General features: G+C 60.6%; 34 protein-coding genes. 31 read left to right on the top strand and 3 right to left on the bottom strand.

Annotation, left to right across the window (positions count from 1 at the left end; genetic code table 11):
* Window positions 1-8: 8 nt before the first annotated feature.
* The 22 genes from ACN8ZM_RS39190 to ACN8ZM_RS39085 all read left to right on the top strand — a co-directional run bounded on the left by ACN8ZM_RS39190 (window position 9) and on the right by ACN8ZM_RS39085 (window position 13,541).
* Entirely contained in the window at window positions 9-446 is a 438-nt protein-coding gene (locus tag ACN8ZM_RS39190; protein WP_089454767.1) for a hypothetical protein, read from the top strand.
* A gap of 142 nt (window positions 447-588) precedes the next feature.
* Window positions 589-1,125 carry a hypothetical protein gene (locus tag ACN8ZM_RS39185; RefSeq protein ID WP_089454768.1) on the top strand — a complete coding sequence of 179 codons (537 nt, stop codon included), beginning with the start codon at window positions 589-591 and terminating at the stop codon, window positions 1,123-1,125.
* A gap of 37 nt (window positions 1,126-1,162) precedes the next feature.
* Window positions 1,163-1,585: a hypothetical protein gene (locus tag ACN8ZM_RS39180; protein WP_137962562.1), complete on the top strand. Its 423-nt coding sequence runs from the start codon at window positions 1,163-1,165 to the stop codon at window positions 1,583-1,585.
* A 70-nt stretch (window positions 1,586-1,655) separates the two neighbouring features.
* Window positions 1,656-2,138: a hypothetical protein gene (locus tag ACN8ZM_RS39175; protein WP_212159554.1), complete on the top strand. Its 483-nt coding sequence runs from the start codon at window positions 1,656-1,658 to the stop codon at window positions 2,136-2,138.
* Window positions 2,135-2,578: a hypothetical protein gene (locus ACN8ZM_RS39170; protein ID WP_089454771.1), complete on the top strand. Its 444-nt coding sequence runs from the start codon at window positions 2,135-2,137 to the stop codon at window positions 2,576-2,578. The genes ACN8ZM_RS39175 and ACN8ZM_RS39170 overlap by 4 nt, the downstream gene beginning before the upstream one ends.
* A 25-nt stretch (window positions 2,579-2,603) precedes the next feature.
* Entirely contained in the window at window positions 2,604-3,581 is a 978-nt protein-coding gene (locus ACN8ZM_RS39165; RefSeq protein WP_089454772.1) for a hypothetical protein, read from the top strand.
* A 26-nt stretch (window positions 3,582-3,607) separates the two neighbouring features.
* The gene (locus tag ACN8ZM_RS39160; protein WP_089454773.1) at window positions 3,608-3,988 is read left to right on the top strand and encodes a hypothetical protein; all 381 of its coding nucleotides are present in this window, start codon (window positions 3,608-3,610) and stop codon (window positions 3,986-3,988) included.
* A gap of 80 nt (window positions 3,989-4,068) precedes the next feature.
* On the top strand, window positions 4,069-5,232 hold the full coding sequence (locus ACN8ZM_RS39155) for a hypothetical protein (protein ID WP_089454774.1): 1,164 nt from the start codon (window positions 4,069-4,071) through the stop codon (window positions 5,230-5,232).
* A 124-nt stretch (window positions 5,233-5,356) separates the two neighbouring features.
* Window positions 5,357-6,130 carry a slipin family protein gene (locus ACN8ZM_RS39150; RefSeq protein ID WP_175023355.1) on the top strand — a complete coding sequence of 258 codons (774 nt, stop codon included), beginning with the start codon at window positions 5,357-5,359 and terminating at the stop codon, window positions 6,128-6,130.
* A 197-nt stretch (window positions 6,131-6,327) separates the two neighbouring features.
* A complete protein-coding gene (locus tag ACN8ZM_RS39145) occupies window positions 6,328-6,789 on the top strand; it encodes a hypothetical protein (RefSeq protein WP_089454776.1) in 462 nt (153 codons plus the stop codon).
* Between the two features lie 119 nt (window positions 6,790-6,908).
* Window positions 6,909-7,373, top strand: coding sequence for a hypothetical protein (locus ACN8ZM_RS39140; RefSeq protein ID WP_089454777.1), 465 nt, complete (start codon window positions 6,909-6,911; stop codon window positions 7,371-7,373).
* A gap of 173 nt (window positions 7,374-7,546) precedes the next feature.
* Window positions 7,547-7,810 (top strand): hypothetical protein, encoded by a 264-nt coding sequence (locus ACN8ZM_RS39135; protein WP_089454778.1) that lies wholly within the window; start codon window positions 7,547-7,549, stop codon window positions 7,808-7,810.
* A 92-nt stretch (window positions 7,811-7,902) separates the two neighbouring features.
* Window positions 7,903-8,184, top strand: coding sequence for a hypothetical protein (locus ACN8ZM_RS39130; protein WP_089454779.1), 282 nt, complete (start codon window positions 7,903-7,905; stop codon window positions 8,182-8,184).
* Between the two features lie 53 nt (window positions 8,185-8,237).
* Window positions 8,238-8,387, top strand: coding sequence for a hypothetical protein (locus ACN8ZM_RS39125; RefSeq protein ID WP_171030068.1), 150 nt, complete (start codon window positions 8,238-8,240; stop codon window positions 8,385-8,387).
* Window positions 8,388-8,549: 162 nt separating this feature from the next.
* Window positions 8,550-8,774, top strand: coding sequence for a hypothetical protein (locus ACN8ZM_RS39120; RefSeq protein ID WP_137962560.1), 225 nt, complete (start codon window positions 8,550-8,552; stop codon window positions 8,772-8,774).
* 1 nt (window position 8,775) lies between these two features.
* Complete coding sequence (locus tag ACN8ZM_RS39115; protein ID WP_089454781.1) at window positions 8,776-9,219, top strand: hypothetical protein; 444 nt, start codon at window positions 8,776-8,778, stop codon at window positions 9,217-9,219.
* Window positions 9,220-9,331: 112 nt separating this feature from the next.
* Entirely contained in the window at window positions 9,332-9,706 is a 375-nt protein-coding gene (locus tag ACN8ZM_RS39110) for a hypothetical protein (protein ID WP_025496772.1), read from the top strand.
* Window positions 9,707-10,172: 466 nt separating this feature from the next.
* Window positions 10,173-10,544 (top strand): hypothetical protein, encoded by a 372-nt coding sequence (locus ACN8ZM_RS39105; RefSeq protein WP_025496774.1) that lies wholly within the window; start codon window positions 10,173-10,175, stop codon window positions 10,542-10,544.
* Window positions 10,545-10,557: 13 nt separating this feature from the next.
* Window positions 10,558-11,454 carry a TraB/GumN family protein gene (locus ACN8ZM_RS39100; protein ID WP_025496775.1) on the top strand — a complete coding sequence of 299 codons (897 nt, stop codon included), beginning with the start codon at window positions 10,558-10,560 and terminating at the stop codon, window positions 11,452-11,454.
* Between the two features lie 83 nt (window positions 11,455-11,537).
* On the top strand, window positions 11,538-12,014 hold the full coding sequence (locus ACN8ZM_RS39095; RefSeq protein ID WP_137962559.1) for a hypothetical protein: 477 nt from the start codon (window positions 11,538-11,540) through the stop codon (window positions 12,012-12,014).
* 72 nt (window positions 12,015-12,086) lie between these two features.
* Entirely contained in the window at window positions 12,087-12,305 is a 219-nt protein-coding gene (locus tag ACN8ZM_RS39090) for a hypothetical protein (protein ID WP_025496173.1), read from the top strand.
* Window positions 12,306-12,485: 180 nt separating this feature from the next.
* Window positions 12,486-13,541: a hypothetical protein gene (locus ACN8ZM_RS39085; protein WP_175023354.1), complete on the top strand. Its 1,056-nt coding sequence runs from the start codon at window positions 12,486-12,488 to the stop codon at window positions 13,539-13,541.
* Between the two features lie 25 nt (window positions 13,542-13,566).
* Here ACN8ZM_RS39085 and ACN8ZM_RS39080 read toward each other — a convergent pair whose 3' ends face one another.
* Complete coding sequence (locus ACN8ZM_RS39080; RefSeq protein WP_025496174.1) at window positions 13,567-13,956, bottom strand: hypothetical protein; 390 nt, start codon at window positions 13,954-13,956, stop codon at window positions 13,567-13,569.
* Between the two features lie 192 nt (window positions 13,957-14,148).
* Between ACN8ZM_RS39080 and ACN8ZM_RS39075 the strand changes: the two genes are divergently transcribed.
* The 8 genes from ACN8ZM_RS39075 to ACN8ZM_RS39040 all read left to right on the top strand — a co-directional run bounded on the left by ACN8ZM_RS39075 (window position 14,149) and on the right by ACN8ZM_RS39040 (window position 18,244).
* Window positions 14,149-14,298, top strand: a complete 150-nt coding sequence (locus ACN8ZM_RS39075; protein WP_171030067.1) for a hypothetical protein — start codon at window positions 14,149-14,151, stop codon at window positions 14,296-14,298.
* 66 nt (window positions 14,299-14,364) lie between these two features.
* Entirely contained in the window at window positions 14,365-14,958 is a 594-nt protein-coding gene (locus ACN8ZM_RS39070) for a hypothetical protein (RefSeq protein ID WP_025496175.1), read from the top strand.
* 14 nt (window positions 14,959-14,972) lie between these two features.
* Window positions 14,973-15,242, top strand: coding sequence for a hypothetical protein (locus ACN8ZM_RS39065; protein WP_025496176.1), 270 nt, complete (start codon window positions 14,973-14,975; stop codon window positions 15,240-15,242).
* 12 nt (window positions 15,243-15,254) lie between these two features.
* Window positions 15,255-15,911 carry a DUF6283 family protein gene (locus tag ACN8ZM_RS39060; protein WP_025496177.1) on the top strand — a complete coding sequence of 219 codons (657 nt, stop codon included), beginning with the start codon at window positions 15,255-15,257 and terminating at the stop codon, window positions 15,909-15,911.
* Between the two features lie 65 nt (window positions 15,912-15,976).
* Window positions 15,977-16,264, top strand: a complete 288-nt coding sequence (locus ACN8ZM_RS39055; protein WP_025496178.1) for a hypothetical protein — start codon at window positions 15,977-15,979, stop codon at window positions 16,262-16,264.
* 120 nt (window positions 16,265-16,384) lie between these two features.
* Complete coding sequence (locus ACN8ZM_RS39050; protein ID WP_025496179.1) at window positions 16,385-16,927, top strand: hypothetical protein; 543 nt, start codon at window positions 16,385-16,387, stop codon at window positions 16,925-16,927.
* Between the two features lie 422 nt (window positions 16,928-17,349).
* Entirely contained in the window at window positions 17,350-17,706 is a 357-nt protein-coding gene (locus ACN8ZM_RS39045; protein WP_025496180.1) for a hypothetical protein, read from the top strand.
* Between the two features lie 187 nt (window positions 17,707-17,893).
* Window positions 17,894-18,244 (top strand): hypothetical protein, encoded by a 351-nt coding sequence (locus ACN8ZM_RS39040; RefSeq protein ID WP_235996068.1) that lies wholly within the window; start codon window positions 17,894-17,896, stop codon window positions 18,242-18,244.
* 57 nt (window positions 18,245-18,301) lie between these two features.
* Here the strand turns inward: ACN8ZM_RS39040 and ACN8ZM_RS39035 are convergent, their stop codons facing one another.
* Both ACN8ZM_RS39035 and ACN8ZM_RS39030 read right to left on the bottom strand, forming a co-directional pair.
* Window positions 18,302-18,838: a hypothetical protein gene (locus ACN8ZM_RS39035; protein ID WP_025496182.1), complete on the bottom strand. Its 537-nt coding sequence runs from the start codon at window positions 18,836-18,838 to the stop codon at window positions 18,302-18,304.
* 37 nt (window positions 18,839-18,875) lie between these two features.
* Window positions 18,876-19,388: a hypothetical protein gene (locus tag ACN8ZM_RS39030; protein ID WP_025496183.1), complete on the bottom strand. Its 513-nt coding sequence runs from the start codon at window positions 19,386-19,388 to the stop codon at window positions 18,876-18,878.
* Window positions 19,389-19,646: 258 nt separating this feature from the next.
* Between ACN8ZM_RS39030 and ACN8ZM_RS39025 the strand changes: the two genes are divergently transcribed.
* Window positions 19,647-19,976, top strand: coding sequence for a hypothetical protein (locus ACN8ZM_RS39025; protein ID WP_025496184.1), 330 nt, complete (start codon window positions 19,647-19,649; stop codon window positions 19,974-19,976).
* Window positions 19,977-20,003 lie beyond the last annotated feature (27 nt).

The raw sequence follows: 20,003 nt of genomic DNA, 5'->3' as shown, positions 1-20,003 counted from the left end.
ACAAGACCATGACCAAGAACATCAACGAGCAGATCACCGGCTCGGCGCGTGAAAACGTCTGGCGGTTCGAAGGGATATTCCACCTCGGCGCGATCGCCCAGCACGACTCGCTGCCGCCCGCATTCCGCGATGCGATTGACGAAGAACTGGTCGAGATCGCGAAGGCCGTGGGCGTTCCCGGCAAGAAGGCGCTTCGGATGGAGACGGATGAATTCGTCGAATACGTGCTGGACAAGAACCTGACGGGGCTACTCGTCAACGTCGCCACGCCGGTGCGTGAGTACTTCGAAGGCGACGACAGCAGCAGCTACGGTTTCAGCTGGGGCCATTACGGAACGGAATGGTTGTACGGCGATGATCTGGCCGCGCTGCTGCCGAAAATCGAAGCATGGGTCAAGGAGCGAAGCGACGAGGACCGGCGCAAGTCGGCACGCAAGGCGGCGTAACCGACCTCGGATGCGCGGGCATCGGCTGGAGCCTGTTCACGGGGCTCGTGAGCGAGACCCGCGTGTCCGAGCGCAAGCCGTCAGCTTGATCGGTGTTCACCAGAGCAATTCATTCAACCCATCCAATCAGGAAAGGAAATCTATGAAGAGCATCCTCATCTTTGCGCTGCTAGCCGTGGTCGGCGTTGCGAACGCTGAACCGGTCAAGCGCACTGCTGGCCAGTCGATTCCGCAGACTTTCGCGATCGCCGGCGCCGACGAGTTGCGTCCGAACGCGGTCACGAGCCCCGACGGCAGCATCCATCTCGTCTTCGGTCACGGCCCCATCCTTCCGCGCCCGCAGGTGCTGCTCCAGGACGAGGAAGGCAAGAATCGGCTGGCGCTATTCCAGGAAGTGGCCCAGAAGGGCCGCATGGAGTATGTCCTGTACCGCACGCCCGCGGATGCGCCGATCGTCATCGTCCTGAAGGAAGGTCAGCGCCAAGCCGTCATTGTGACCGGCCCGAAGGCTCCCGACGTGACTGCCACCGCCGGTGTGGCCGGCGCGGCAAGTGCCGCCAGCGCGCCCGAGGCCAAGGTCATTGGCGCGAATCGCGACATGGCCGGTACCGAGCGGCCGAGGTGTTCGCTCGACGGTGTGAAGATCGAAGGCACCGCCCGCATTACCTGCGCTGAGTGACCGTCCGAAACTCGTCCTCGCTAGCGGAGTAACGACCATGAACCACGTCATGCACAACTGCAGCCCGCGCGGTATTGCGCGTCGGGTCGCGCTCGGCCGGTGGGACTACTCGACCAAGCACATCCTTGGCTTACAGTTCACGATCAATTTCCTGGGGCAAGGGTTCGAACTCAAGGAAGCGCATGCAAGCTTCCTGAGCACGCGCCGCTGGAAGCTGACACGTGAGACATCGCAGCACTTCAGCCAGATCGTCGAGATATCGACCCGCAACGACAGGCTCGTTGCGACCGGCTATGCCATGTATCCAGGCGGCTGGCTCTGCCAAGTGTACGAAAAGGATCTTCATGTTCCGGACGTAGACAGCGAGGACGCGAGGTTGAGCGGCGACAAAAATGCGTGGCTCCTGCTCGACCAAATGAAGGAGCACCTCGAAACCGGGTCGACCATTCGCAATCGATAAACCACGAACGGCATGGCCACGGCGACTCACGACAAGACATGACTGGCGGCACGATCTGATGGAGGTTCCGATGTCAAATGCAGAAGCAAGTAATGGAATGGAAACGAACGGCTTGCCGGCTGGTGCGCAGTTCTTGCCGTCATGGGCGCTCACGCGGACCGGAGTGATCCGTTCCGACGTTGACGCCCAGAAGATGGCACTGCGCGACTACGGCGCAAACCCGGGCGATTCAGCCGAATTCGATTTCGGCGCGGGGTTTTCGCGTGGCGTCCAGTTCGGTCGCGCGACGGCCAGCGCCGACGTGCCTGCGTTCGCCTGGACGAAGGAACCGCCGAAAGAGCAGGGCCTGTACTGGCATTGGACCGGCGACCTCGACGCCCGGCCGGTGCCGCTGTCCGTGCTCTGGTCCGGAAGCACCAAGAAGTGCTTCGTCAGCATCGGCCAATACGGCATCACTACCGCGATCGACTGCGATGCCTACGGCGGTTACTGGCAACCGGTCATCGAACCGAAGATGGACGAGTCGATTGGCTACTACGGGAGCGACGCATGAATCGGAGCGTGGAGCAATCCATTCCGGATCAGAGTCTCGACGAACTCGTTGCCGAGCGCAACCGGCTCAACATGGCAATCCGTGCAAAGCTGACCGATCCATGCACAGACCTGACCGCTGAACAGTTGAATCGCCTGCGGCAAGAGGCTCTGGTGGATCTCGTGCCCGACTTCGTAGACCGGATGCTCAGGTACCTGCGGATGCATAGCATCGCGCTTGTCTTCCATGACGGTCGGATCGAGAACGACGCAACAGGGTACACGCCGGCACTGGCGGTCAAGAAAGCCGTCATGGAGCACGGTTGGCAAGGTTACCCGGATACGTTCCGCAAGACGCTCGCCGATGCGCTGTTCGCCAACATCTTCGACGTACGGGCGGATCTGGACAAGGCGCCGATGGCACGCTGGAAAGCCCACGATACCCCGTCCAGCCTTTCGTAATCCCCAAACCTCACTGGAGAATTCCATGCAGGGATCCAATACGGCGAGCAGCGCTCCCGAAGAATTTCCCGGGTATCCGGAACTCGTGCTGCGCGAACTGCCGGACGGCCGCGTGACCGGCGTCGCAATGCGCGAGATGCGCTCCTCGTTCCATGTCACGTTCGCCGGCAAGTTCGTCGAGCCGGACGAGGTCGAACGAGGCATCGAGATCCTGCGCAGGCTCGACCCGAACGACGCCTACGGGACGTGGAAGAAGGAATCGGACATCGACGCAGCCTCGCTCGACGACGCGATCGCATCGAGCCCGGAAAGCTCAGTCGGCCAGAAGTTCGTGTTCCTGTACCGCGGCAACGAATGGCTGTGGGGAATCTGGAACAATCCGGATCATCCGAAGCGCACCGAGGTTCTTAAGCATCTGGCAGGCGTGGATCTGCGCAGCGTCGCAGACTTCCACGGCACGCGCGTCTCGGCCGACAAGCGCGCCGCGCGACCGGGTCTGGATACGGTGCGTGCCAACCAGACCGTCGCCGGTCCCTACCAAGTGCTCGAGGTGGCCATCGACCTCCTCGAGCAAAGCCGTCTGCGATCTCGCGACAAGCAGGACTACGAGGCCCATCCGGCTGTCCGCTATCTCTGCGACTGGTGGAATCTTCAGGCGCCGGAAGGAAGTCGTGAAGCCGGCTTTGTTCGTCTGTATGTCTGGAATGAAACGGATCGGATCTTCAACGCCTGCGATCCGGAAGAGCCTGTCGCGCAGGCTGACCAAATCGACTCGTGGCCCAGCTACGCGCTGTTCGATCACCCGGGCATGCCGACGGTTCTTGCTTGCTTTTATCGTGGGCGCAGCTTCAACAAGGACGATGGGACTGGGTACACGACGATCTTCGCGGCCGACGGCAGCGAGGTCACTTCCATCGGCGCAGATGTGGCGGAGGTCGACGAGGCCTATTACTCGCTGCTCGGCCTCGAAAACCTGGCCGAGCACGACGTGTTCGCCGTCTGAAGCAATTTTCCATCAGGAGGTCAGGCATGTTTAGAAGCATAGCGCTGTGGGGGCTGGCCGAGGCTATTGCCACGTACGGTTTTGCCACGCACATGGGGCATTCCACGAAATCCGCGCTGGAAATTACTGGTGCTTTACTCGTCGGCCCACCGGTGCTTTTCGTCCTGCTTGGAATCTTGGCGAGGCCGGTTGTTACCTTCATGGCGATTCGCGCCGAGCGGCGCCGCATCTCAATCGAGGCGCGGTATCCGCGCACGCGCGTTACGGCGCTGTCCAAGGGTAAGTGGTTGGTCACGGACCTCGACACCGGAAAGACCCGGTGCGTACTGGAACGAGACGGCGTGTCCGTCGCCGACCAAACTCCCGCCAAGCTGTGGCGGCGCGGTCGTAAAACCCAGGTCGGTTGATTGCCGAGACTTGAACCGGAAGGCTCGTTCGGTAGAGTGGTCGCAGAACGGGGCAATCCCACCACCCCGGAAGGAGCCCCATGTCGAATAGCAACATCGTGACGCTGCTCGCCGAGGCACGCAGCGCGTTGTACGCGATCGCCAAGACCTACGACGATCACGAGCTGCGCGCCCGCGCGCTTGAAGTCTACGAGAGCACCGCGCCGGAGACGGCCAGCGAAGATGCTGACCGCACGCTGAGCGTAGGATGGTGCCGCCTGACGGACAGCCTCCCGGACTCGGACAGGTATCCCCGCGTACTGATCTACACCGAGGGCGTGGACTTCAACGGCGAGCAGTTTTTCGACGTGAAAGCGGACTCGCTCAACGAGAACTCCTACGAATCGCCGGACGATCAGCCGGAAATCTGCCGGGCAGCGACGCACTGGATGCCGCGCCCGTTCGTCGACTCGAACGCGCAGATGGCGGCACCGGCAGGCCGGTGGGTGCATTGTTCCCCGGCTCTGATCCAGGCGGGTGTGAACTGCGAACACACACCGCGGCGCCCGTGCCAATGCCAGCCCGAAAACGGCGGGCACGATCACTTCATCGCGTTCAACGTCAACGAAGCCTCGAAAGTCGGCGCCGAATCGCGCAAGGATCTCGCCAGGGGTGTTTTCGGTGGCATCAATGCGCTGCGTTGGCTGCTGAACATCACCACGGAATTCGATCGGAAGGATGTGCGCACGCGCCAGGCTGCGAGGCTGCTGGACGAGTTCTCGCCGAACGACGGTATCACCAACCGCGTTCATCTCGAACGTCTCTGGAAGGCGCTGCACGACCAGCTTTCTACCAAGGACGTGATCGCGTGCCTTCGAGCTCACGCGGACTGGAAGCCGGAGGATCCTGCATTGTGGGCACTGGAGGTGATCCGCCTGCTCGGCGCGTGTCGTCTTAATTTCAACTGGCCCGATCTCGACGCGCTCATGAAAGAGCTTGAGGAGCGAGGCAACGCCATCTTCTCCGGCAAACTGACCGCGAAGGCCGCGCCGCAGAGCGGGGAGGGCGAGCAGGCGGGAACCGGTACGTGCGAGTCGGACCCGTGCGGCAAAAGCACCGTACGGCCAGCCGGCGGCGATCCAGCCGCTTCATCGGCGCCATCCTCCCCGTGCCATCGGTGCGTTTCCTGGGGGTACTGCGCAGGCCACGGTTGCATGGCATTGCCCGGTACCGACGTCGGAACATGGGGGCCGCAGGCTTCCTAACGTTCTAAACCTGCACGTCCGACGTGCAAAACATTTTTCTGTAACGAGTGTCGAGGTATCTATGTTCGAATTTATCGCCGGAAATTTCCTGTGGATCATCGCGATCATCGCAATCGCCGTATTCGTGACGAACTGCCTGCGCGTCGTGGGGCAATTCGAGCGCGGCGTTGTGCTGACACTCGGCAAGTTCAGCCACGTCGCGGAACCGGGGCTGACCCTTCTGCTCCCGATGCTGCAGACCATGTCAAAGGTGGACGTCCGGATCACGGCGACGAACATCAATCCGCAGGACGTGATCACGAGCGACAACGTTTCGGTCAAGGTGGATGCGAGCACCTACTACCAGGTGACGGACGCCAGGAAGGCGCTGCTCGATCTGCGCGACTATGCGGGCGCGATCAGCCAACTGGCCCAGATCACGCTGCGTTCGACGATCGGCCAGCACAAGCTCGACGAACTGCTGTCCCAGCAGGCGAAGCTGAACGACGCACTCAAAGCGACGATCGAGGAGCGTTCGAAAGAGTGGGGCATCCGCGTCGATCACGTCGAAATCCGCAGCGTGGATCTCGATGCGACGATGATCCGTGCGATGGCGCAGGAGGCGGAAGCCGAGCGCGGCCGCCGCGCCCGCGTGATCACTGCTTCGGGCGAATACGAGGCGGCGCAAAAGCTGAGCGAAGCGGCTGATATCCTGGCCAAGAACCCCGCCGCGATCACCCTGCGCACGCTGGCTACGCTCAAGGAGATCGGCGCCGAGCAGAACAGCGTGATCATCTTCCCGGTGGCGCAGGAGACCCTGTTGCCGACCAGCAGCAGCGGGCTCAGCGCAGCCGCGATCGCGAAGGCGCTGGCGGACCAGATGGGGCAAGGGAGCCGCACGGCGCCGGCCGCGAGCTGATTGGGGAGGCGCTTTGACGGTAGGGCCGTGACTAAGAGGCGGGATTGGGCCACCGTCAGGCCTTTGGATACCCGTTCCGCTGCAGCGCCTGCAGCACGGCGACCGCATAGGGCGAGAGTTGCCCCTAGCAAGCGGACAAGACCGTCGCTGCGGCGCGGGTGCCAACTGCCCAAACTGAGTTATCGCGAGGCCGTTCAATGGACAATTACCGCTTCTTCTATCGCATCGACGGGCTCGATCTCGTGCCGGGCAACAAGACTGCCGGCTTCTGCTTTTCAGTCTTGACCCAGGCGTTGGCCGATCTGATCCAGATTCAGGTCCCGGCCATCGAGATCGAGCGCCTGATGTCGGACGTCCACCAGCGAATCGCGAGGGTGGGCGGTTCCGTGTATGAAGCGGGACAGCAGGCCCAGATCCTGTTCGTCGAGGGAACGGCATGCCCGAGGGCCTTCATTTCGGATTCCCTGTTTGGCGGGAGCCTGGGCGCCGATCCTGAGACGTTCGGCCGGCTGCACAGACCCGATCGGCTCGACTGGATCGGTCCTGAGGTGGAATACACTCCCCACAACTGCGACACACCGGATCAGGCCATTATTTTGGTTGTGCTGGTGCAGGCCTGGGCTGAGTACGCGCGGGCCAAATTGCGCCAGCTTGAATGAGGAAATTATCTGGGTATAGTGGCTTAAGAGTCGAGCAATCCCAGCCGTTAACCCTGGGGTGCAGATTGATCACCGTAACCGATATCTTGCAGCAAGATCGGTAGGAAACAGATAGAGCCATGAAGAGACAGCTTATTTTGTTTGCGCTGGCAAGTTTAGGAGCGGCGACCGCTGTCGGTGCTCATGCCCTGGATGCACAGCAGATCTTGAAGATTTGCGGCGAACAGATTTCGCTCCTCGGTGATGGAGGCGATACGTGCATGCGGGCAGCCGCCGCCACAACGGCGCACTCGTACACAATGCGGATCGAAATCGATGGACAGCGTTACGCGGTTACTGCCGAGGATGGCCTGATGGCAACCGTTCGAGCGGCCGGTGTGGGAGTTGAAATTATCCCCAAAGGGGTTGACTCGGAGGGGCGCGTCAGCCTTGCCTACCATGTCGTCGATTTTGCTGACGACAAGGATGTGTACGGACGTGGATTGTCCCCAGATTACGCCTTACTTCCGCTCGGGATGACCGCCAAGATCGAAAGTTTGGCCGGCCGTCAGATCACTATCACGATGGAATCGATGCACGATTGACGTGACAATGCGGGCGAGATAACACATCAACGGGACAAACCGTGTCCCGTTCCGAGGATCGGCGATGACGTGTTCGTCAAACAGGCTCACGCGGATGGTCTCGAGATTCTCGGTGGTGATCGGGTTGGTGACGCCGGTACAAGACACGATTTTGCGATTGATCTGAGAACGACATGGCGAACAATATGTGGAACCGGCTGAAGGGTCTGTTACTGCTGGCATTTTGTGCAGGCATCTGGGCATGGATGCTGGGATGGTTCGCGAAACCGCTTCCGCCCGGCTGTCTCAAAGACGCGCCAATGTTAGCGGCGTGGATGGCGCCAGGCATGATGGGTTTCCCGGTACTCGTCTCAATCATCGCTGGCGTGGCCGGACTGCTTTACGTGACGGGTGTCTTCCCTTTGACGACTTCGGCAAACAACGTTTCGCGCCAGTAAGCATCAACACTGGCGAGGCTCAGCCCAAACGCAAAGCTAAGCGAACAAAAACAGGTGTCGGGACACCAGATACGAACTACGAGGATGATCGAATGAAGAAGCTGCTTGTGTTGCTCGCGCTGGCGAGTGTGTGGTCCGGGGCGATGGCGGCAGACGGAGATGGAGAAAGCAGTGCGGGACGCGTCGCCGAGAAGTTCCTCGCCAGTAAGTTCATCGCGATGGGCGCTCCCGATATTCACGGGGACGGTGCAACTGTCTATGCGCAAGTCGCGGGTCAGAAGTGCAAGGTCGAGCTCCGTCGGGACATGATTGCAAATCCGGAGGGGTGGCGAGTTCAGGCGCTCGATTGCGCACAAGGGCACTGGCCAAAGTAGCGGCAATTCAGATGCCGTGGCCCAAAATCGAACATTCAACAGGAGTCGAGACAATGATTGAATCGAAGACCTTCATCCCGAAATCCACCGATACCGACCAAAAGGACGCGTATCGGCAACTGGCGCTGACGCAAGAGGAATTCTCCAGGATTTCCCTGGACCGGACTCGGGAGACCGGTGTTTCGCCGAGTCAAAGCGAATAAGGGCTCTGGGAAGACGATAGAAGGCGGTATCGCCTTCCGGGAGTAATCCGCCTCGTTTGGAGAGGGCAAGCGCAGCAGAGCTGGTCGGCAGTATGCAACTGGCAGGGTGCGTGAGCCGGAATGCCCTCTCCAAACGAGGTGCCCTGTAACCAGCGGATGACCATGACGAACAAACTGATGGGCATCATCAATGGCGGAGAACCGACTTCGATGTTGAGTCGCCTCAACGACGAAGAAAGACGATCGCTGGATGCGTGGGCGACGCAGCAGCCGGCAGAACCCAACGGCTCTGTTGATCTGCGCAAGTGGCCGGGTTGGCTGGATGCGTTCGTTCGTCGAACCTCCTCGTCCGACAAGGCGAGCCCGACCGAAATCAGGAAAAGTTGACGTGAGCATCACATTTTGGGCGCCTGATGCGCCGACTCGAACTGTTATACACCAGCCGGAGGGATACGAAGAGTACACCGAGGAGGTGTCCGTGCTGCCGGAGATCAAACTGGTGGATAGCAACGCGTTCGCAATGCTCGAGGCTCTCGGTGTCGCGCCCGATCAATGCGGCTCGTGGTCTGCAAGCGAGCTCGGGGAGCTGCTGCGTCGCGCACTGAAGGTAGCGAACGTTCAATCGCTGCGCGAACCCGCGACGTCCGAGACGCTCGACACTCAAGGGGCGGTGCGAGTCGTTGACCGATCCGGGGGCGTCGTCTCGATCGGTCGGGGGCCGCGCATCGTGTCCTTCGGGCGGACAGACGACTATATTCGGCGCGTTGCACTGTGTTTTGTGGCCCTCTTTCAGCAGGCGCAGGCGGGCGGATACAAAGTCAGTTGGGGTTGAAAAGCCCTTGCGTGCGGCTAAATGTAAGGGCCTGCCCGCTAGCAAGGCCAAAGCAAATCGGCGCTCCAGCGCCCCGCATGAACGGCCGGTAGCCGGAACTTGCAAGACCAAGATGAACAAATTCGCGATCGCCTCATTCATTGCGGCTCTGCTAACGAGCCCGGCTTTCGCCGCGGATGTCGGGGGCGTTGTCGATCGCACTGCATATGACGCGGCACTTGCTCAAAATCAGCACGTCGCTGTGCCGATTGTAAAGAGGCTGGTGAAGGAAGAAGTAGTGAAACGCGAGCACGCCAAAGTTGAACGCGTCGATATTGTCTCGCCTGGCATGGCAAGAGCCGTTTTTGCGGGTGGTATTGCAACCGTGAGGTTTGGCTTCAAGTCGCCCATGGACTGTCCTGTCAGCGATAACCGCCAGTGTGAAAAGAAGTTCGAGGCCAATCCGTTCGGCTTCGAAGTTTTGTCCTATCAGGCGCATCGCAATTGAGCACACGGGAAACAGGAAAAGACGGCATGCGCACGTGCGTCTCTCATACACACCCGATCGGAAACGAGTCTCTGGCCACCGCACTTGTTGATGGCCTTGCCGCCGCACGGCGAGCACGCCCGATCCAACATGTGCGACCAGCAGCCCAGCCTCGGCCAAACTGTCACGATGCAGTCGACGCGTGGGTTGCCACTCATACGGGCACTCATGCCGTGCGCGGGTGGCTCGCGATCGAACTTGACGGCGCGTCGGTGCGATTCGTTGCGCATTCAATCGTACGCAGTGTTGACGGCATGCTGTTGGACCCGACCTTCTCGGAGAGCGAGCCGGGTTTCCCATTCGTGCCGCATCCGCGGGCGGCCGGAGGATTCTTCTCGCTCTTATGTCGGCCCGGAGCACCCTATGAGCTGATGGTGTTCACCCATAGCGATGATTTCTTGCCTGACTAGGAAGATGGGAAGCCCACATGATCAAGGCCATATTCCAGTATTTTGTACCGACGCCTCCGAACGAAATATCACGTGAATCGGTTGAGGCCCTACGGGCGGACGTCAATGCGGCTGGAGCGTGGGGTGAGTTCGGCGATGCCTACAGGAGTGCGGTGAACGTCTGGACGCGTCACGCTGATCGCCAAAGCCGTGAGGCCAACCTCGAGTGGCTGAAACCACGTGCCAAGTCATTTGCCGTGCGATGGGCAGTCTTGTCCTGCGTCCTATGGCTGGGTGCATGGATTGTGTCGGGGCGACTCGTAGCAGAGGTGCCCTTGACTCTTTCAGGATTCTTGACAGGAAGCGTCGCAATGGTGTTCATCTACCTCCATCTGGCATTGAACAAGTAACCGTCGGAAAAAAATGAAGCGAACATTGCTCGTATTGTTCCTTTGGTGCTGCACTCGCGTAGTTTGCGCCGGCCAGCTGGCTAATCATTCGGATGAGGGCGTGCCTGCATTCGCGGTCACCGCCCCCAACGGACGACAGAGTCTCTTGATTGGTGTAATGCACGTCCCTGCCAAAGGGCTGTTGCGGCCGTCCCCGGCAGTGCTTGCCGGAAAACGGCACTTCGTCCTCGAGCATGTGGGAGAGACGTCATCGGAAGAACTCGGTGTACCGGAGGCGGTATCGTCAAAACGTGCCGAACCTGCTGCATGGGCTGCCGGGCTGAGTGCGGCCGAGCTCGATACGTATCATCGACGAGCTGCCTGTTCTGGCAAGACGCCCGAGCAGGCAGACGAACTGCTCACACATCCCGAAGTGCGCGATGCCAATCAGGTGGCTTATACGGTGTGCGGCCTGAATCAGTTTCAGGCAGCGGATTTTTCGCTCACGCTATCCGCGATGCTGGACTACCACCTGAAGCCTGAGTATCTGGAGGACGACGCATTCGTCCAGCGTCAACGACTCGCGGTACCCGAGGGCATCGAGCGGCGCGGGTTCAGATGGGCGCTGTCCCATGATCCGGCCGCGGTGCTTGCTCCGGTCGCTGGAGCCTTCAATGCCGGAGACTTTGATGCCCTACAGCGTCTCGTAGACGGTTCCTTTGCCAATTCGACCGACGCCGCCACGCATCGGCACATCATGGTCGACGAACGCAATGCCGCATGGATGGACCGCCTGCGCGGTTATCTGGATGATGGTGATGCTGCAATCGTCGTCGGCGCCCTTCACCTGCCTGGCCCGCATGGACTCGTCGCCCGTCTGCGCGCAGACGGCTATGCCGTAGATTTGGTGCGAGTGCCTGCCTTGCCGTGACGCTGCAATTCGAATTGATAGGAAAAACAAACTGGCGCACGAGCGCCCGGCACGGCCCGAAGCCGAAAGCAAATGGATGCTGGATGAACCAATTTGTCGTGATGGGCACAGTAATCGTGACAGTCGCCATAGTTCATTGGGTGGTACGCGGCGATGTACCTCGCCAATGGCGGCTAGAGCGACGGATAAAGCAATCGACCCGGCGTCGAGAACGTCAGCTCTTGGAGTGGATGGTCAAGAATCGAATGGAACTCGATACAGTCCGTGATCTCTCGATAGACGGCTTGTTGGTTCGCGAGTTCGGTTATCTGCTCCGCCACGTGACAGACGGTCAGCTGGATACATTCAAAGATTTTGAGAAGGTTCACGATTTGTACCCCTTGATCGTCGCGGGGATCAACAAAGATATGCAGGACCCACTTGAGGTCGAGCGGAACCTCGCCGACTTGGAAACAGCACGTGCAAACCTGACGAATCTTCGCCGGATCGTTGACGTTATTGCTCGCTATGTCGAAAAATGCCGGGACCTGCATTTGACTGATCGACTAGCCCTCGACTGAGGCCGGAAAAACAATCGGTGCCAGCGGCGCCCCGCGCACGGCCGGCCGCCGTGAAATCAAACGAAGAGAACTATGAGCACTCCCGTAGTCACCATTTCCGTAGAAACGATCAGCGACTCCCTTACCAAACAAGGGAATCCTGCTCTCTTTGAAACGCACATCGTTGGACTCCTCAACGAGGGCTATACCGTCGGCATCAGCAATGAAGGTGCGCTGACCAAGGTGTTCACCGACGCCGCTGAGTTCGCTGCATGGTTCAACAACTTGCGCGTCGACATCGAGACTGCGTAAATTCTGCCTGATGCCCGCCGCCACGCGGGCATCAGGTGAGCGGTATGCCGGTTGGCATCGCGTGGGCGACCATGTCGCTCTCGCCGGCGTGGCAATCGCGACCTAGCGGTCAAGATATTCCCGCAGCAACGAGGGCTTACGAGCTCTTGTCGGGATCTACCGGGCAGGTATGCTGGCCGTATGGAAAACGCGGACACGCTCTACTATGCCGGCATCGGCTCCACCGATACCCCAGTCGAGATCTGCAGACGCATGACGGCGATCGCCAGGCGCCTCTCTGCGCTTGGCTACGTCTTGCGCTCCGGCGCAGCTGATCGGGCCGATGCAGCTTTCGAGGCGGGATGCGACGCCGTCGGCGGCGCGAAGGAGATCTGGCTTCCGTGGCCGGGTTTCAACAGCCATTCCGCGGATCATGCGCAATTCCCAACACCCAGGCACTCCGAAGTAGCGGCAACGGTGCATCCGGCCTGGTCTCGGGTGAAGGAAGGCGATCGTCGGCTGCATTCGCGCAACGTCGGCCAGTTTCTGGGGCCGAACCTCGACAGGCCGGCGCGGTTCGTCCTCTGCTGGACGCCGGATGGGTGCGAATCAGAGGCGACTCGATCTCCCGAAACGGGCGGAACTGCAACCGCAATCGTCTTGGCCAGTCGCCATCGCGTGCCGGTGTTCAATCTCGCCAACGACGGCGCATACGATCGTTTCGTGCTGTGGATGCTGGGGCAACATCGGATTTTCCATCTCGACGGAACCCTGCCGAAGGATGGCGAAATCTTCGTGTTCGGATCGAATCTTGCATCGCGGCATGGCAAAGGCGCGGCGCTTGTCGCTCGCGAGAAGTTTGGCGCAGCCTCAGGAAAACCGGCAGGCAGAAGCCGCCAGAGCTATGCGGTCCCGACGAAGGATGGCCGGCCGACGCCAGGAAATCCCCGTCCGCCACTGGACGATCCCGAACAGACCCTGCCGCTCGAGCAGATCGCGGGCGCGGTCGCAGAATTCATCGCATACGCGAAGAGCAAGCCGGCCGAGCGGTTCTTCGTGACAAGAATCGGTTGTGGACTGGCGGGGTACCGCGACAGTGAGATCGCACCGCTGTTCGCCTGGGCACCGATCAACTGTTCCCTGCCGGAACCGTGGAGGGAATGGCTCGTCCGAGTCGAGCCCGTCGCTCAAGCCGAGGAGGCTGTTCGCACGGGTGAGACGTCCCGCAGCGGGCAGGCGGACCTGTTCGGCGAATAAGTCGGTCAGCGCGACAGCGGCGAGGTCAGTGGTCGGTGTAGATGACGTGACCGACGACCTTCCCGTTCGCGATCATGTCGGCCGATGCGTAGTGAACCGGATGTTCCTGGTCGCTGTTCATTCGCGCCTGCTTGCCCAACGTCACAGGGTATAGCTCCCCGTCGACGTCGCAGTACAGGAACTCGGGGATCGGACCATCATCGCAATCGGAAAGATCGTGGCTGCGGCTGATGTGTGCCTCGGTAGTCGGCCAGAGTTTCTTCGATCCGTCATCGAGAATCCGGCGCTCGAAGAAGCGCGAAGACCACAGGCCGTTCATCTCCTCGGTCTGCTGGCGGATCTTGGCGCATGCAGCGTCGTAGGCGGCGTGGATGCCTTTCTGGTCGAAAATCCGGGCGATGTGTTCGGTGCTCATGTTCAGGCTCTCCAGTGTCGTATCCAGCGGCGCAGCGTATGCCGCTGAACCATGACATGAAGATACGCGGCGAGCTCGCGCATTCAAGGCATGTCGAACGAACTGAGTTTTCGCGCAGAGGCTTGAAACCCGGCGCCGGACCGGTAATGTGTTCCCATGATCTGCCCGTCAAGACAAATGGAGGATTCGGCAATGTACAGAAAAGCGAAGATCGAAAAGTGGAAGCTCGATATCCGGTGGACCTATGTGTTCGAGCACGGCACCGGACCGTATCTCGCGGTCCAGGACGATTTCGGCAATCTCGTCGAAGTCGACCCGGACTTCACGATTCTGGAAGTTTGACTTCTCAAGCGATAATGACGCGGTTGGCGATGTCTCGCCACTGCACGCTCAATCCGGACGAGAAAAATGCACGTAGACCAGAGAATTCCCACGCTTCCTGCCGCGATCCTTCGCCAATTTGCAGGGGGCAGGAACATCGCCAAATGCGAGATCAGTGACGCCAATGACACGGCGGTCATCACCTATGGCGAGCAGCAGCCGGGAGACAGTCTGAGCCTCTCGCTCAGCGTCATGGATGCACATACTGCATTCCTGTACCTGTATAACACCCACTCCAGGGTGGCGTCCCATCCGACCTACCAGCTCGATGACCGCCGGCAGACCGCGAAGCTGAGAGCCAGGATCGACGGATCCGTGATCGACCTGTGGTTTGCCGCGCTCCCGACGAAGGTCGGCAAGACCGTGATTCTCGCGAAAATGGGCGATGGGGACATGCTGTTCGAGCGCGAAACGCAGCTCGTCGAAGGGGAGGTGCTCGGCGTCGATGCGCTGGACAGTTTCGTCAAGTGGTGCGCCGACAACGAACCCTTCCTCGCGCTTGGCCGTAAGCATGGTTACCAGATCGCCGTCAGCCAGGAACTGAAAGACGCAATCGAGCGCCGACTGGATCCGCTGATGGCGGCGCGGGTCAACGCATTCCTGCAGGACATCAAGGCATGATGGGGGGCACGTCCATGTCGAACTCCAACTACCCGAAAGGGTGTTTCGTGGACGAAGACGGCTTCGTCCGTGATGTGGCGAACCCGGGACCGGGCCTCTCCTGCCAGGTGACGGAACGCACGGTCATGTTGTGCGGATCCTATGAGGAAGGCGACGGTGCCGAAGTGCTCGGGGAGTTCACCTATTATCCGACGCTGGACGCGCTCAGGAGCGTGGGCTATGCGCCGGGGATCAACGGAGAGGCCGTGCTGGTGGCAGCATCGGGCCGCGCCGAGGTTCAGTAAAGGCGACAAGTAATGGCTGACAATCCGCTTCACCACATGGCCAAGCCGTGCGCCTCGTGCCCCTGGCGGCTCGACAGCTCGGCGACCGACATCCCGCAATTCGACATGGAATTGGCGGAGAATCTGGCGGCCACCTGTCCGGACCATCGCGGGATGGGACCGGAGATCGGTGCCGGGATCTTTGCTTGCCACCAGTCGAGGGTCGGCGCAGAGCTCGCGTGCGCCGGTTGGCTGGCAACGGTCGGCCACAAGCATCCGCAGGTTCGTCTTGACGTGTTCAAAGGTCGTCTGGATCCGGGCGCACTCGAGCCGGGTCCGGACTGGCCAGCGCTCCACGAGAACTACCAGCAGGTCATGGAGAAGCTTCGCGCTACGCAGCCCGGTCAGGCAACTCGGGATCGTGTGGCCGGTGCAATCTGCTCGGCCTGTGGCGAGCAGCCCATGCATCAGGGCGACGCGGCGGGAAATGAATACAGATGGCAGGACTACCTCAACGTCGCGGACGCTGTGCTGACCGAACTGACGGCTGCTGAGGGAGGGGAGCCGGGCCGGAGCGCGGTGCCGCATATTGCCAGCGTGATCAGCCGCGCATGCGACGACAGGCCTGAGAACGCTCGACATTACGAGGAGGCCGCCGGCGACGCGGTGCGGGCCGCCATTCGTATTTAAGGCTGCTCCGTTCGAATCCGTTAACCTGTAGTTGCCGAATTTCGGCCAACCCGAAAGAGTCAGTCATGCAGATACTGGGAGTAACGCTTCGCCGGCCGACATTCAACGATGTGACATTCGCCGCGGCGATGGGCACGGCGGTCTTTGCTGTGTACGAGCTGGCGGTAATGGCCCTGGGCGTTCACGAGACGACCAAGGGCGGGCTGCTGTTCTTTGTCGGAACGGTATGGGGTGCTTTGAGCAACCGAATCGGAATTGACCTGGCCAAGGGCTGGCGGGCGAAGGTGTTGTTCCTGATCGGATTGGGGCTGTTGATCATGGTGCCAGCGGTCGCTGTGATCTTTACTCGATAGCTGGCGGCGCGAATCCAGACCGGAAAAACGATCGGTTCGGCACGCTGCGTTGTCTAGATTCGTGGGAACGGGCTGGCAAAATTTGGTCGTGTGCCGATAGTCCCTGACAGGAGTTGAGAGATGCCGAGAAATCATCAGGTCAATCGGGTGATCGCAGTCAATTCGGTAAGGAATGGGGAAGGTAGGATCGACATGGTAAATGTATTCACTTCTGCGCTAGGTAAGCTCGAGCGTCGAGCACGTTACGCGGCAGTAGGCATCACCGGCCTTATCGTTGTATTGGCCATCGCGTTTCCGTACGCGCGGGATCTGGCTCGTGAAGTCATGGTCCAATCCGGTATGGGTAACCCTGACATCATCATTCAGCCGGGATACAAGGTGCAGATTGACGGTCATGAGACTGCGATTTTCGGTTTCGATCCTTGCCCTGATGATCCTCGTCCGTGGAAGGACTATTGGATCGGAGGCCGTCCGGATGATAGCCTTCGCCCGTTCACCGGATGCGTCGTCGTCAAACCAGGCACGAACACCGTGCGGGTCCAGTTTCTGACTGGTGGTGAGCGAGTGGTGGAAACGTGGACCGTCGAACACCGCGAGCACGACGGAATGCCAGCGACGGTCGTCAAGCGCCCCAACGGGGACTACGTCGTTCCGGCACACTGACGGAAGAACGACGATGGATTCGATGAACGAACCCTGTCCGCGATGTGGAGCGCAGCCGGTTGTGACGAAGGGGCCAACGTATTGGACCGCGTACTGCACCAAGTCGCACTTTCCGGGGGGAGTCCGGGCAACCCCGATGCGAACAAAGTCGGCTGCGCTGCAGGCGTGGGACGATGGCGTTAAAAGCAAATCGATCCGGTAGGAGGGGCGTGGTCGTGTGTCCGTACGTTTAGTCCAGCCCGCGCGAGGTACTGCATCCGCTACGCGCAGTGGATGCAGCCGCAGCGGAGAAACAAGCGGATCTTCGAGCTGCAGTCGCACGAGCGGCCTCGGCGGCCGGGGTCAGCGTTGAAGAGCTTAAAGACCTCGAAGTGGCCCAGGTCGAAACCTAGCCACTCCACAGACAACAAGAAGGAAAGGGCATGTTGACCGAAGCGCAACTGAAGAAAGCGGTAGAGGCATTTTGCAACGCCCTCCCAGCGGGCCAGACGTTTTATGCAATGCACGCTCTACCCCGCGTGGGTTTCGGTGACACGGAAGCAAAGCCCGTCATGGCGCTCGTGCTTGCCGAGACGGAGGAGGATTTCAGGCGCTTCGAGCAGGTATTCAACCGGGGCATCACTTCCTATCGGGAGGAATTCGGGCTGAGCGCGAAAGTTTGGCGTGAGATCGACATGCGGCGCAACGGCGAAGCACCTTTAGATGTGTCTCCGGAAAACAAGGGCGCACTCGAAGACGAGACTCGCCCTGGCCAGCGACCGGCGGGCGAACAAGGCTGAAGAGAAGCGGCGCACGGAGCCTTCAAGCGTTGCGGCAAACCAAGACATCACCATGCATAACCTCGGCAACAGACAGGGCGCAGACGCTCCTCCGGTCGGATCTATTCCGCGACCATCGTGGGAATACGCTCAGGAACCGTTCGATCCGAGTCTGACCTTTATGCAAGACGGTCAGCGGACTCGGCACATGGACACTCCTCTTGATGAGAGGTATGTGACCGAACCCTTCGATCACTTTGCAGTGGGCAGCATTCCGCCAGAAGAGCGCGAGGTCAGAGACCATCTGATCGCGGCCGCTCTACTGCGGCGCAGAGTTTCCACGTTTGAATTTTGGTGGAGTCAGTTCGTGCGCCAGACCGAAAGCTATCGGACGTCGTGTGAGGCATTTGCAAAGCTGGAAGCGCTGTGCTCGAGATCACGAGAGCATCGGGCAGCCTTCATCAGGATGGGGAATGGAGAAACGCTCCCGAAATTCATTCGGGCCGAGCTGCTGAGAGTGGTCGCGCGCACTGATGCTCGCCCCAACGCCGGCAGGTAACAGTGTGGTCGGGACGCGGACTGTGTCCCGACAGACCTTAGGCCGGTTGAAGTACGGTTACGCCGGCTCCGTTACGCCAGTCGTCATGAGCCGCACGACCTCGATGCCGAGGAGCGTCAGCTTGACCTCGAAATGCTCGCCGCGGCCCGGCTCGCCGTCGATTGTGAGCAGGCCCTTGTCCTGGCACGCGCGAGCCGGGCGTAGCTCGTCCGGCTCACAGCACCAGTTCGTGCCCGTCTTGATCTCGTCAGCCGGGTCGAAGGTGCGCATAAGCTTGGCCTGAGGGGGCGTGAGCTTGACGCGCTTGGCGCCGAACTCAGCGATTTTCTGCACGACCTGGTCGGCCGGCACTTCGGCCTTCGCCCATGCCGCGAACGACTGGCGTGTGGAGTGGGCGAGCGGATTACCGTCGGGCGACTTGCCACGCTCGACAACGGACCCTGCCGCCGCGCTCGCGATGACCTCGTATTGGAGGCAGTCCGTTTCCTCCTGGCCGTCGTACAGCTTGTATTGCGGACCAGCAGCCGTTACCCGGCGCAGGCCCGCCTTACCGTCGGTATAGATGCTGCCGACCTTGATGTCCTGTTGTTTCATCGTGTTCCTCTCGAAAATGGGGAGCGATAGCCGTCGATCAGAGCGGCACGATCGGGATGTTCCAGCCGAGAAACGCTGCCCGGCCGGGCGCCTCATCAACGCCGTGAGGCAGACGATCGTCGAAGATGAAGCACTCACCCGCCTTCGGCTTGTGGCGAACCTTTCCTTGTCGGAAGGTTAGACCGTCGTTGTGCAGCACTACCATCAGCACCAGGCCCTCGTCGTCGGTGTGCATGTCTACGTCCGCGGTCGCCACGAGCAGTTCCTCACGGCCCCGGAAGCCGCTGTCAGCGCGGCGGTAGCCGAGCGCGGCGAGATCCGGAAGCCACGCGGCACCGTCGCGGCTGGCCCACGGCGGGATCGCGAAGGTCTCGACCTGATCGCCGCAGAACTCGATTTCCTCGGCGGCGGTGTAGAACTCGCCAGCCAACTGGTCAGAGAGGCGAATGACGTGACCAGGAACCTGGACCGAGCCGAGAATGGAGCCGGGTGGCAGGGCTCCGGCGGCGCGTGCCGTGATCCGGCGCTGATCGGTGTGAGCGAGATGCATGGTGAATTCCGTTCCTCGTGATCGGGTATGGACGGATTATCCCAGGAGGCGCGCGCCATTCAAGGTCCGGCACGCGGGCCCGGACCGAATACTGCGTGATCTGATTCCCGAAAAAGCTCACCTAATTCCGAACAGGAATTGACACCTCAAGTGGTCGAGGGAAAGCCGGGGAATGCGAGTTTCGCGGGCTCTTGTATGGGGTATCCGCGCCGCTATAGTGGGCGCATGGCAAGTCAGCCACCAACCAACAGGACATCCATGAACGAATTGAACCACGTCCGTATGGTGCCCACGGAAACAACCGCTCCCGTGCATGCGCCGGTTGCAGTGATCACGGACCACGCGGGCAATGCTCTCGAAGTCGGCGCGATGTACTGTTGCACCTTCCTGGATCTCGATTCGCAAGGCGACGAGTTCGAGATCCACGGCAATCTGGTGCGCTACATCGGCGCTGCTGATCGCGGCCGGCTTATTTTCGCCGACGCCGACGACTGGATCGAGATTGACTGCGAGTTTGACAGGCTCGTCCGGCAGGCCTGTCCGGTCATTGATCCGGCCGCGCACGGCTGGGGCGAAAACCTGCACTAAAATTCGATCACGCCGTTTAGGCAATCT

The organism is Burkholderia aenigmatica (assembly GCF_048627025.1).
GTDB lineage: Bacteria > Pseudomonadota > Gammaproteobacteria > Burkholderiales > Burkholderiaceae > Burkholderia > Burkholderia aenigmatica.
The sequence above is the reverse complement of the archived record's forward strand: the minus strand, read 5'-3'. Positions and strand labels throughout refer to the sequence as shown.

Coding starts and splice junctions, on each gene's coding strand:
- ACN8ZM_RS39040 (WP_235996068.1), top strand. CDS start 17,894: ATGGACACTCCTCTTGATGAGAGGTATGTGACCGAACCCTTCGATCAC.
- ACN8ZM_RS39135 (WP_089454778.1), top strand. CDS start 7,547: ATGGCGAACAATATGTGGAACCGGCTGAAGGGTCTGTTACTGCTGGCA.
- ACN8ZM_RS39065 (WP_025496176.1), top strand. CDS start 14,973: ATGTCGAACTCCAACTACCCGAAAGGGTGTTTCGTGGACGAAGACGGC.
- ACN8ZM_RS39130 (WP_089454779.1), top strand. CDS start 7,903: ATGAAGAAGCTGCTTGTGTTGCTCGCGCTGGCGAGTGTGTGGTCCGGG.
- ACN8ZM_RS39185 (WP_089454768.1), top strand. CDS start 589: ATGAAGAGCATCCTCATCTTTGCGCTGCTAGCCGTGGTCGGCGTTGCG.
- ACN8ZM_RS39080 (WP_025496174.1), bottom strand. CDS start 13,956: ATGAGCACCGAACACATCGCCCGGATTTTCGACCAGAAAGGCATCCAC.
- ACN8ZM_RS39060 (WP_025496177.1), top strand. CDS start 15,255: ATGGCTGACAATCCGCTTCACCACATGGCCAAGCCGTGCGCCTCGTGC.
- ACN8ZM_RS39170 (WP_089454771.1), top strand. CDS start 2,135: ATGAATCGGAGCGTGGAGCAATCCATTCCGGATCAGAGTCTCGACGAA.
- ACN8ZM_RS39160 (WP_089454773.1), top strand. CDS start 3,608: ATGTTTAGAAGCATAGCGCTGTGGGGGCTGGCCGAGGCTATTGCCACG.
- ACN8ZM_RS39055 (WP_025496178.1), top strand. CDS start 15,977: ATGCAGATACTGGGAGTAACGCTTCGCCGGCCGACATTCAACGATGTG.
- ACN8ZM_RS39155 (WP_089454774.1), top strand. CDS start 4,069: ATGTCGAATAGCAACATCGTGACGCTGCTCGCCGAGGCACGCAGCGCG.
- ACN8ZM_RS39045 (WP_025496180.1), top strand. CDS start 17,350: ATGTTGACCGAAGCGCAACTGAAGAAAGCGGTAGAGGCATTTTGCAAC.
- ACN8ZM_RS39140 (WP_089454777.1), top strand. CDS start 6,909: ATGAAGAGACAGCTTATTTTGTTTGCGCTGGCAAGTTTAGGAGCGGCG.
- ACN8ZM_RS39120 (WP_137962560.1), top strand. CDS start 8,550: ATGACGAACAAACTGATGGGCATCATCAATGGCGGAGAACCGACTTCG.
- ACN8ZM_RS39030 (WP_025496183.1), bottom strand. CDS start 19,388: ATGCATCTCGCTCACACCGATCAGCGCCGGATCACGGCACGCGCCGCC.
- ACN8ZM_RS39090 (WP_025496173.1), top strand. CDS start 12,087: ATGAGCACTCCCGTAGTCACCATTTCCGTAGAAACGATCAGCGACTCC.
- ACN8ZM_RS39085 (WP_175023354.1), top strand. CDS start 12,486: ATGGAAAACGCGGACACGCTCTACTATGCCGGCATCGGCTCCACCGAT.
- ACN8ZM_RS39180 (WP_137962562.1), top strand. CDS start 1,163: ATGAACCACGTCATGCACAACTGCAGCCCGCGCGGTATTGCGCGTCGG.
- ACN8ZM_RS39125 (WP_171030068.1), top strand. CDS start 8,238: ATGATTGAATCGAAGACCTTCATCCCGAAATCCACCGATACCGACCAA.
- ACN8ZM_RS39075 (WP_171030067.1), top strand. CDS start 14,149: ATGTACAGAAAAGCGAAGATCGAAAAGTGGAAGCTCGATATCCGGTGG.
- ACN8ZM_RS39165 (WP_089454772.1), top strand. CDS start 2,604: ATGCAGGGATCCAATACGGCGAGCAGCGCTCCCGAAGAATTTCCCGGG.
- ACN8ZM_RS39035 (WP_025496182.1), bottom strand. CDS start 18,838: ATGAAACAACAGGACATCAAGGTCGGCAGCATCTATACCGACGGTAAG.
- ACN8ZM_RS39105 (WP_025496774.1), top strand. CDS start 10,173: ATGATCAAGGCCATATTCCAGTATTTTGTACCGACGCCTCCGAACGAA.
- ACN8ZM_RS39175 (WP_212159554.1), top strand. CDS start 1,656: ATGTCAAATGCAGAAGCAAGTAATGGAATGGAAACGAACGGCTTGCCG.
- ACN8ZM_RS39070 (WP_025496175.1), top strand. CDS start 14,365: ATGCACGTAGACCAGAGAATTCCCACGCTTCCTGCCGCGATCCTTCGC.
- ACN8ZM_RS39025 (WP_025496184.1), top strand. CDS start 19,647: ATGAACGAATTGAACCACGTCCGTATGGTGCCCACGGAAACAACCGCT.
- ACN8ZM_RS39110 (WP_025496772.1), top strand. CDS start 9,332: ATGAACAAATTCGCGATCGCCTCATTCATTGCGGCTCTGCTAACGAGC.
- ACN8ZM_RS39100 (WP_025496775.1), top strand. CDS start 10,558: ATGAAGCGAACATTGCTCGTATTGTTCCTTTGGTGCTGCACTCGCGTA.
- ACN8ZM_RS39145 (WP_089454776.1), top strand. CDS start 6,328: ATGGACAATTACCGCTTCTTCTATCGCATCGACGGGCTCGATCTCGTG.
- ACN8ZM_RS39190 (WP_089454767.1), top strand. CDS start 9: ATGACCAAGAACATCAACGAGCAGATCACCGGCTCGGCGCGTGAAAAC.
- ACN8ZM_RS39050 (WP_025496179.1), top strand. CDS start 16,385: ATGCCGAGAAATCATCAGGTCAATCGGGTGATCGCAGTCAATTCGGTA.
- ACN8ZM_RS39095 (WP_137962559.1), top strand. CDS start 11,538: ATGAACCAATTTGTCGTGATGGGCACAGTAATCGTGACAGTCGCCATA.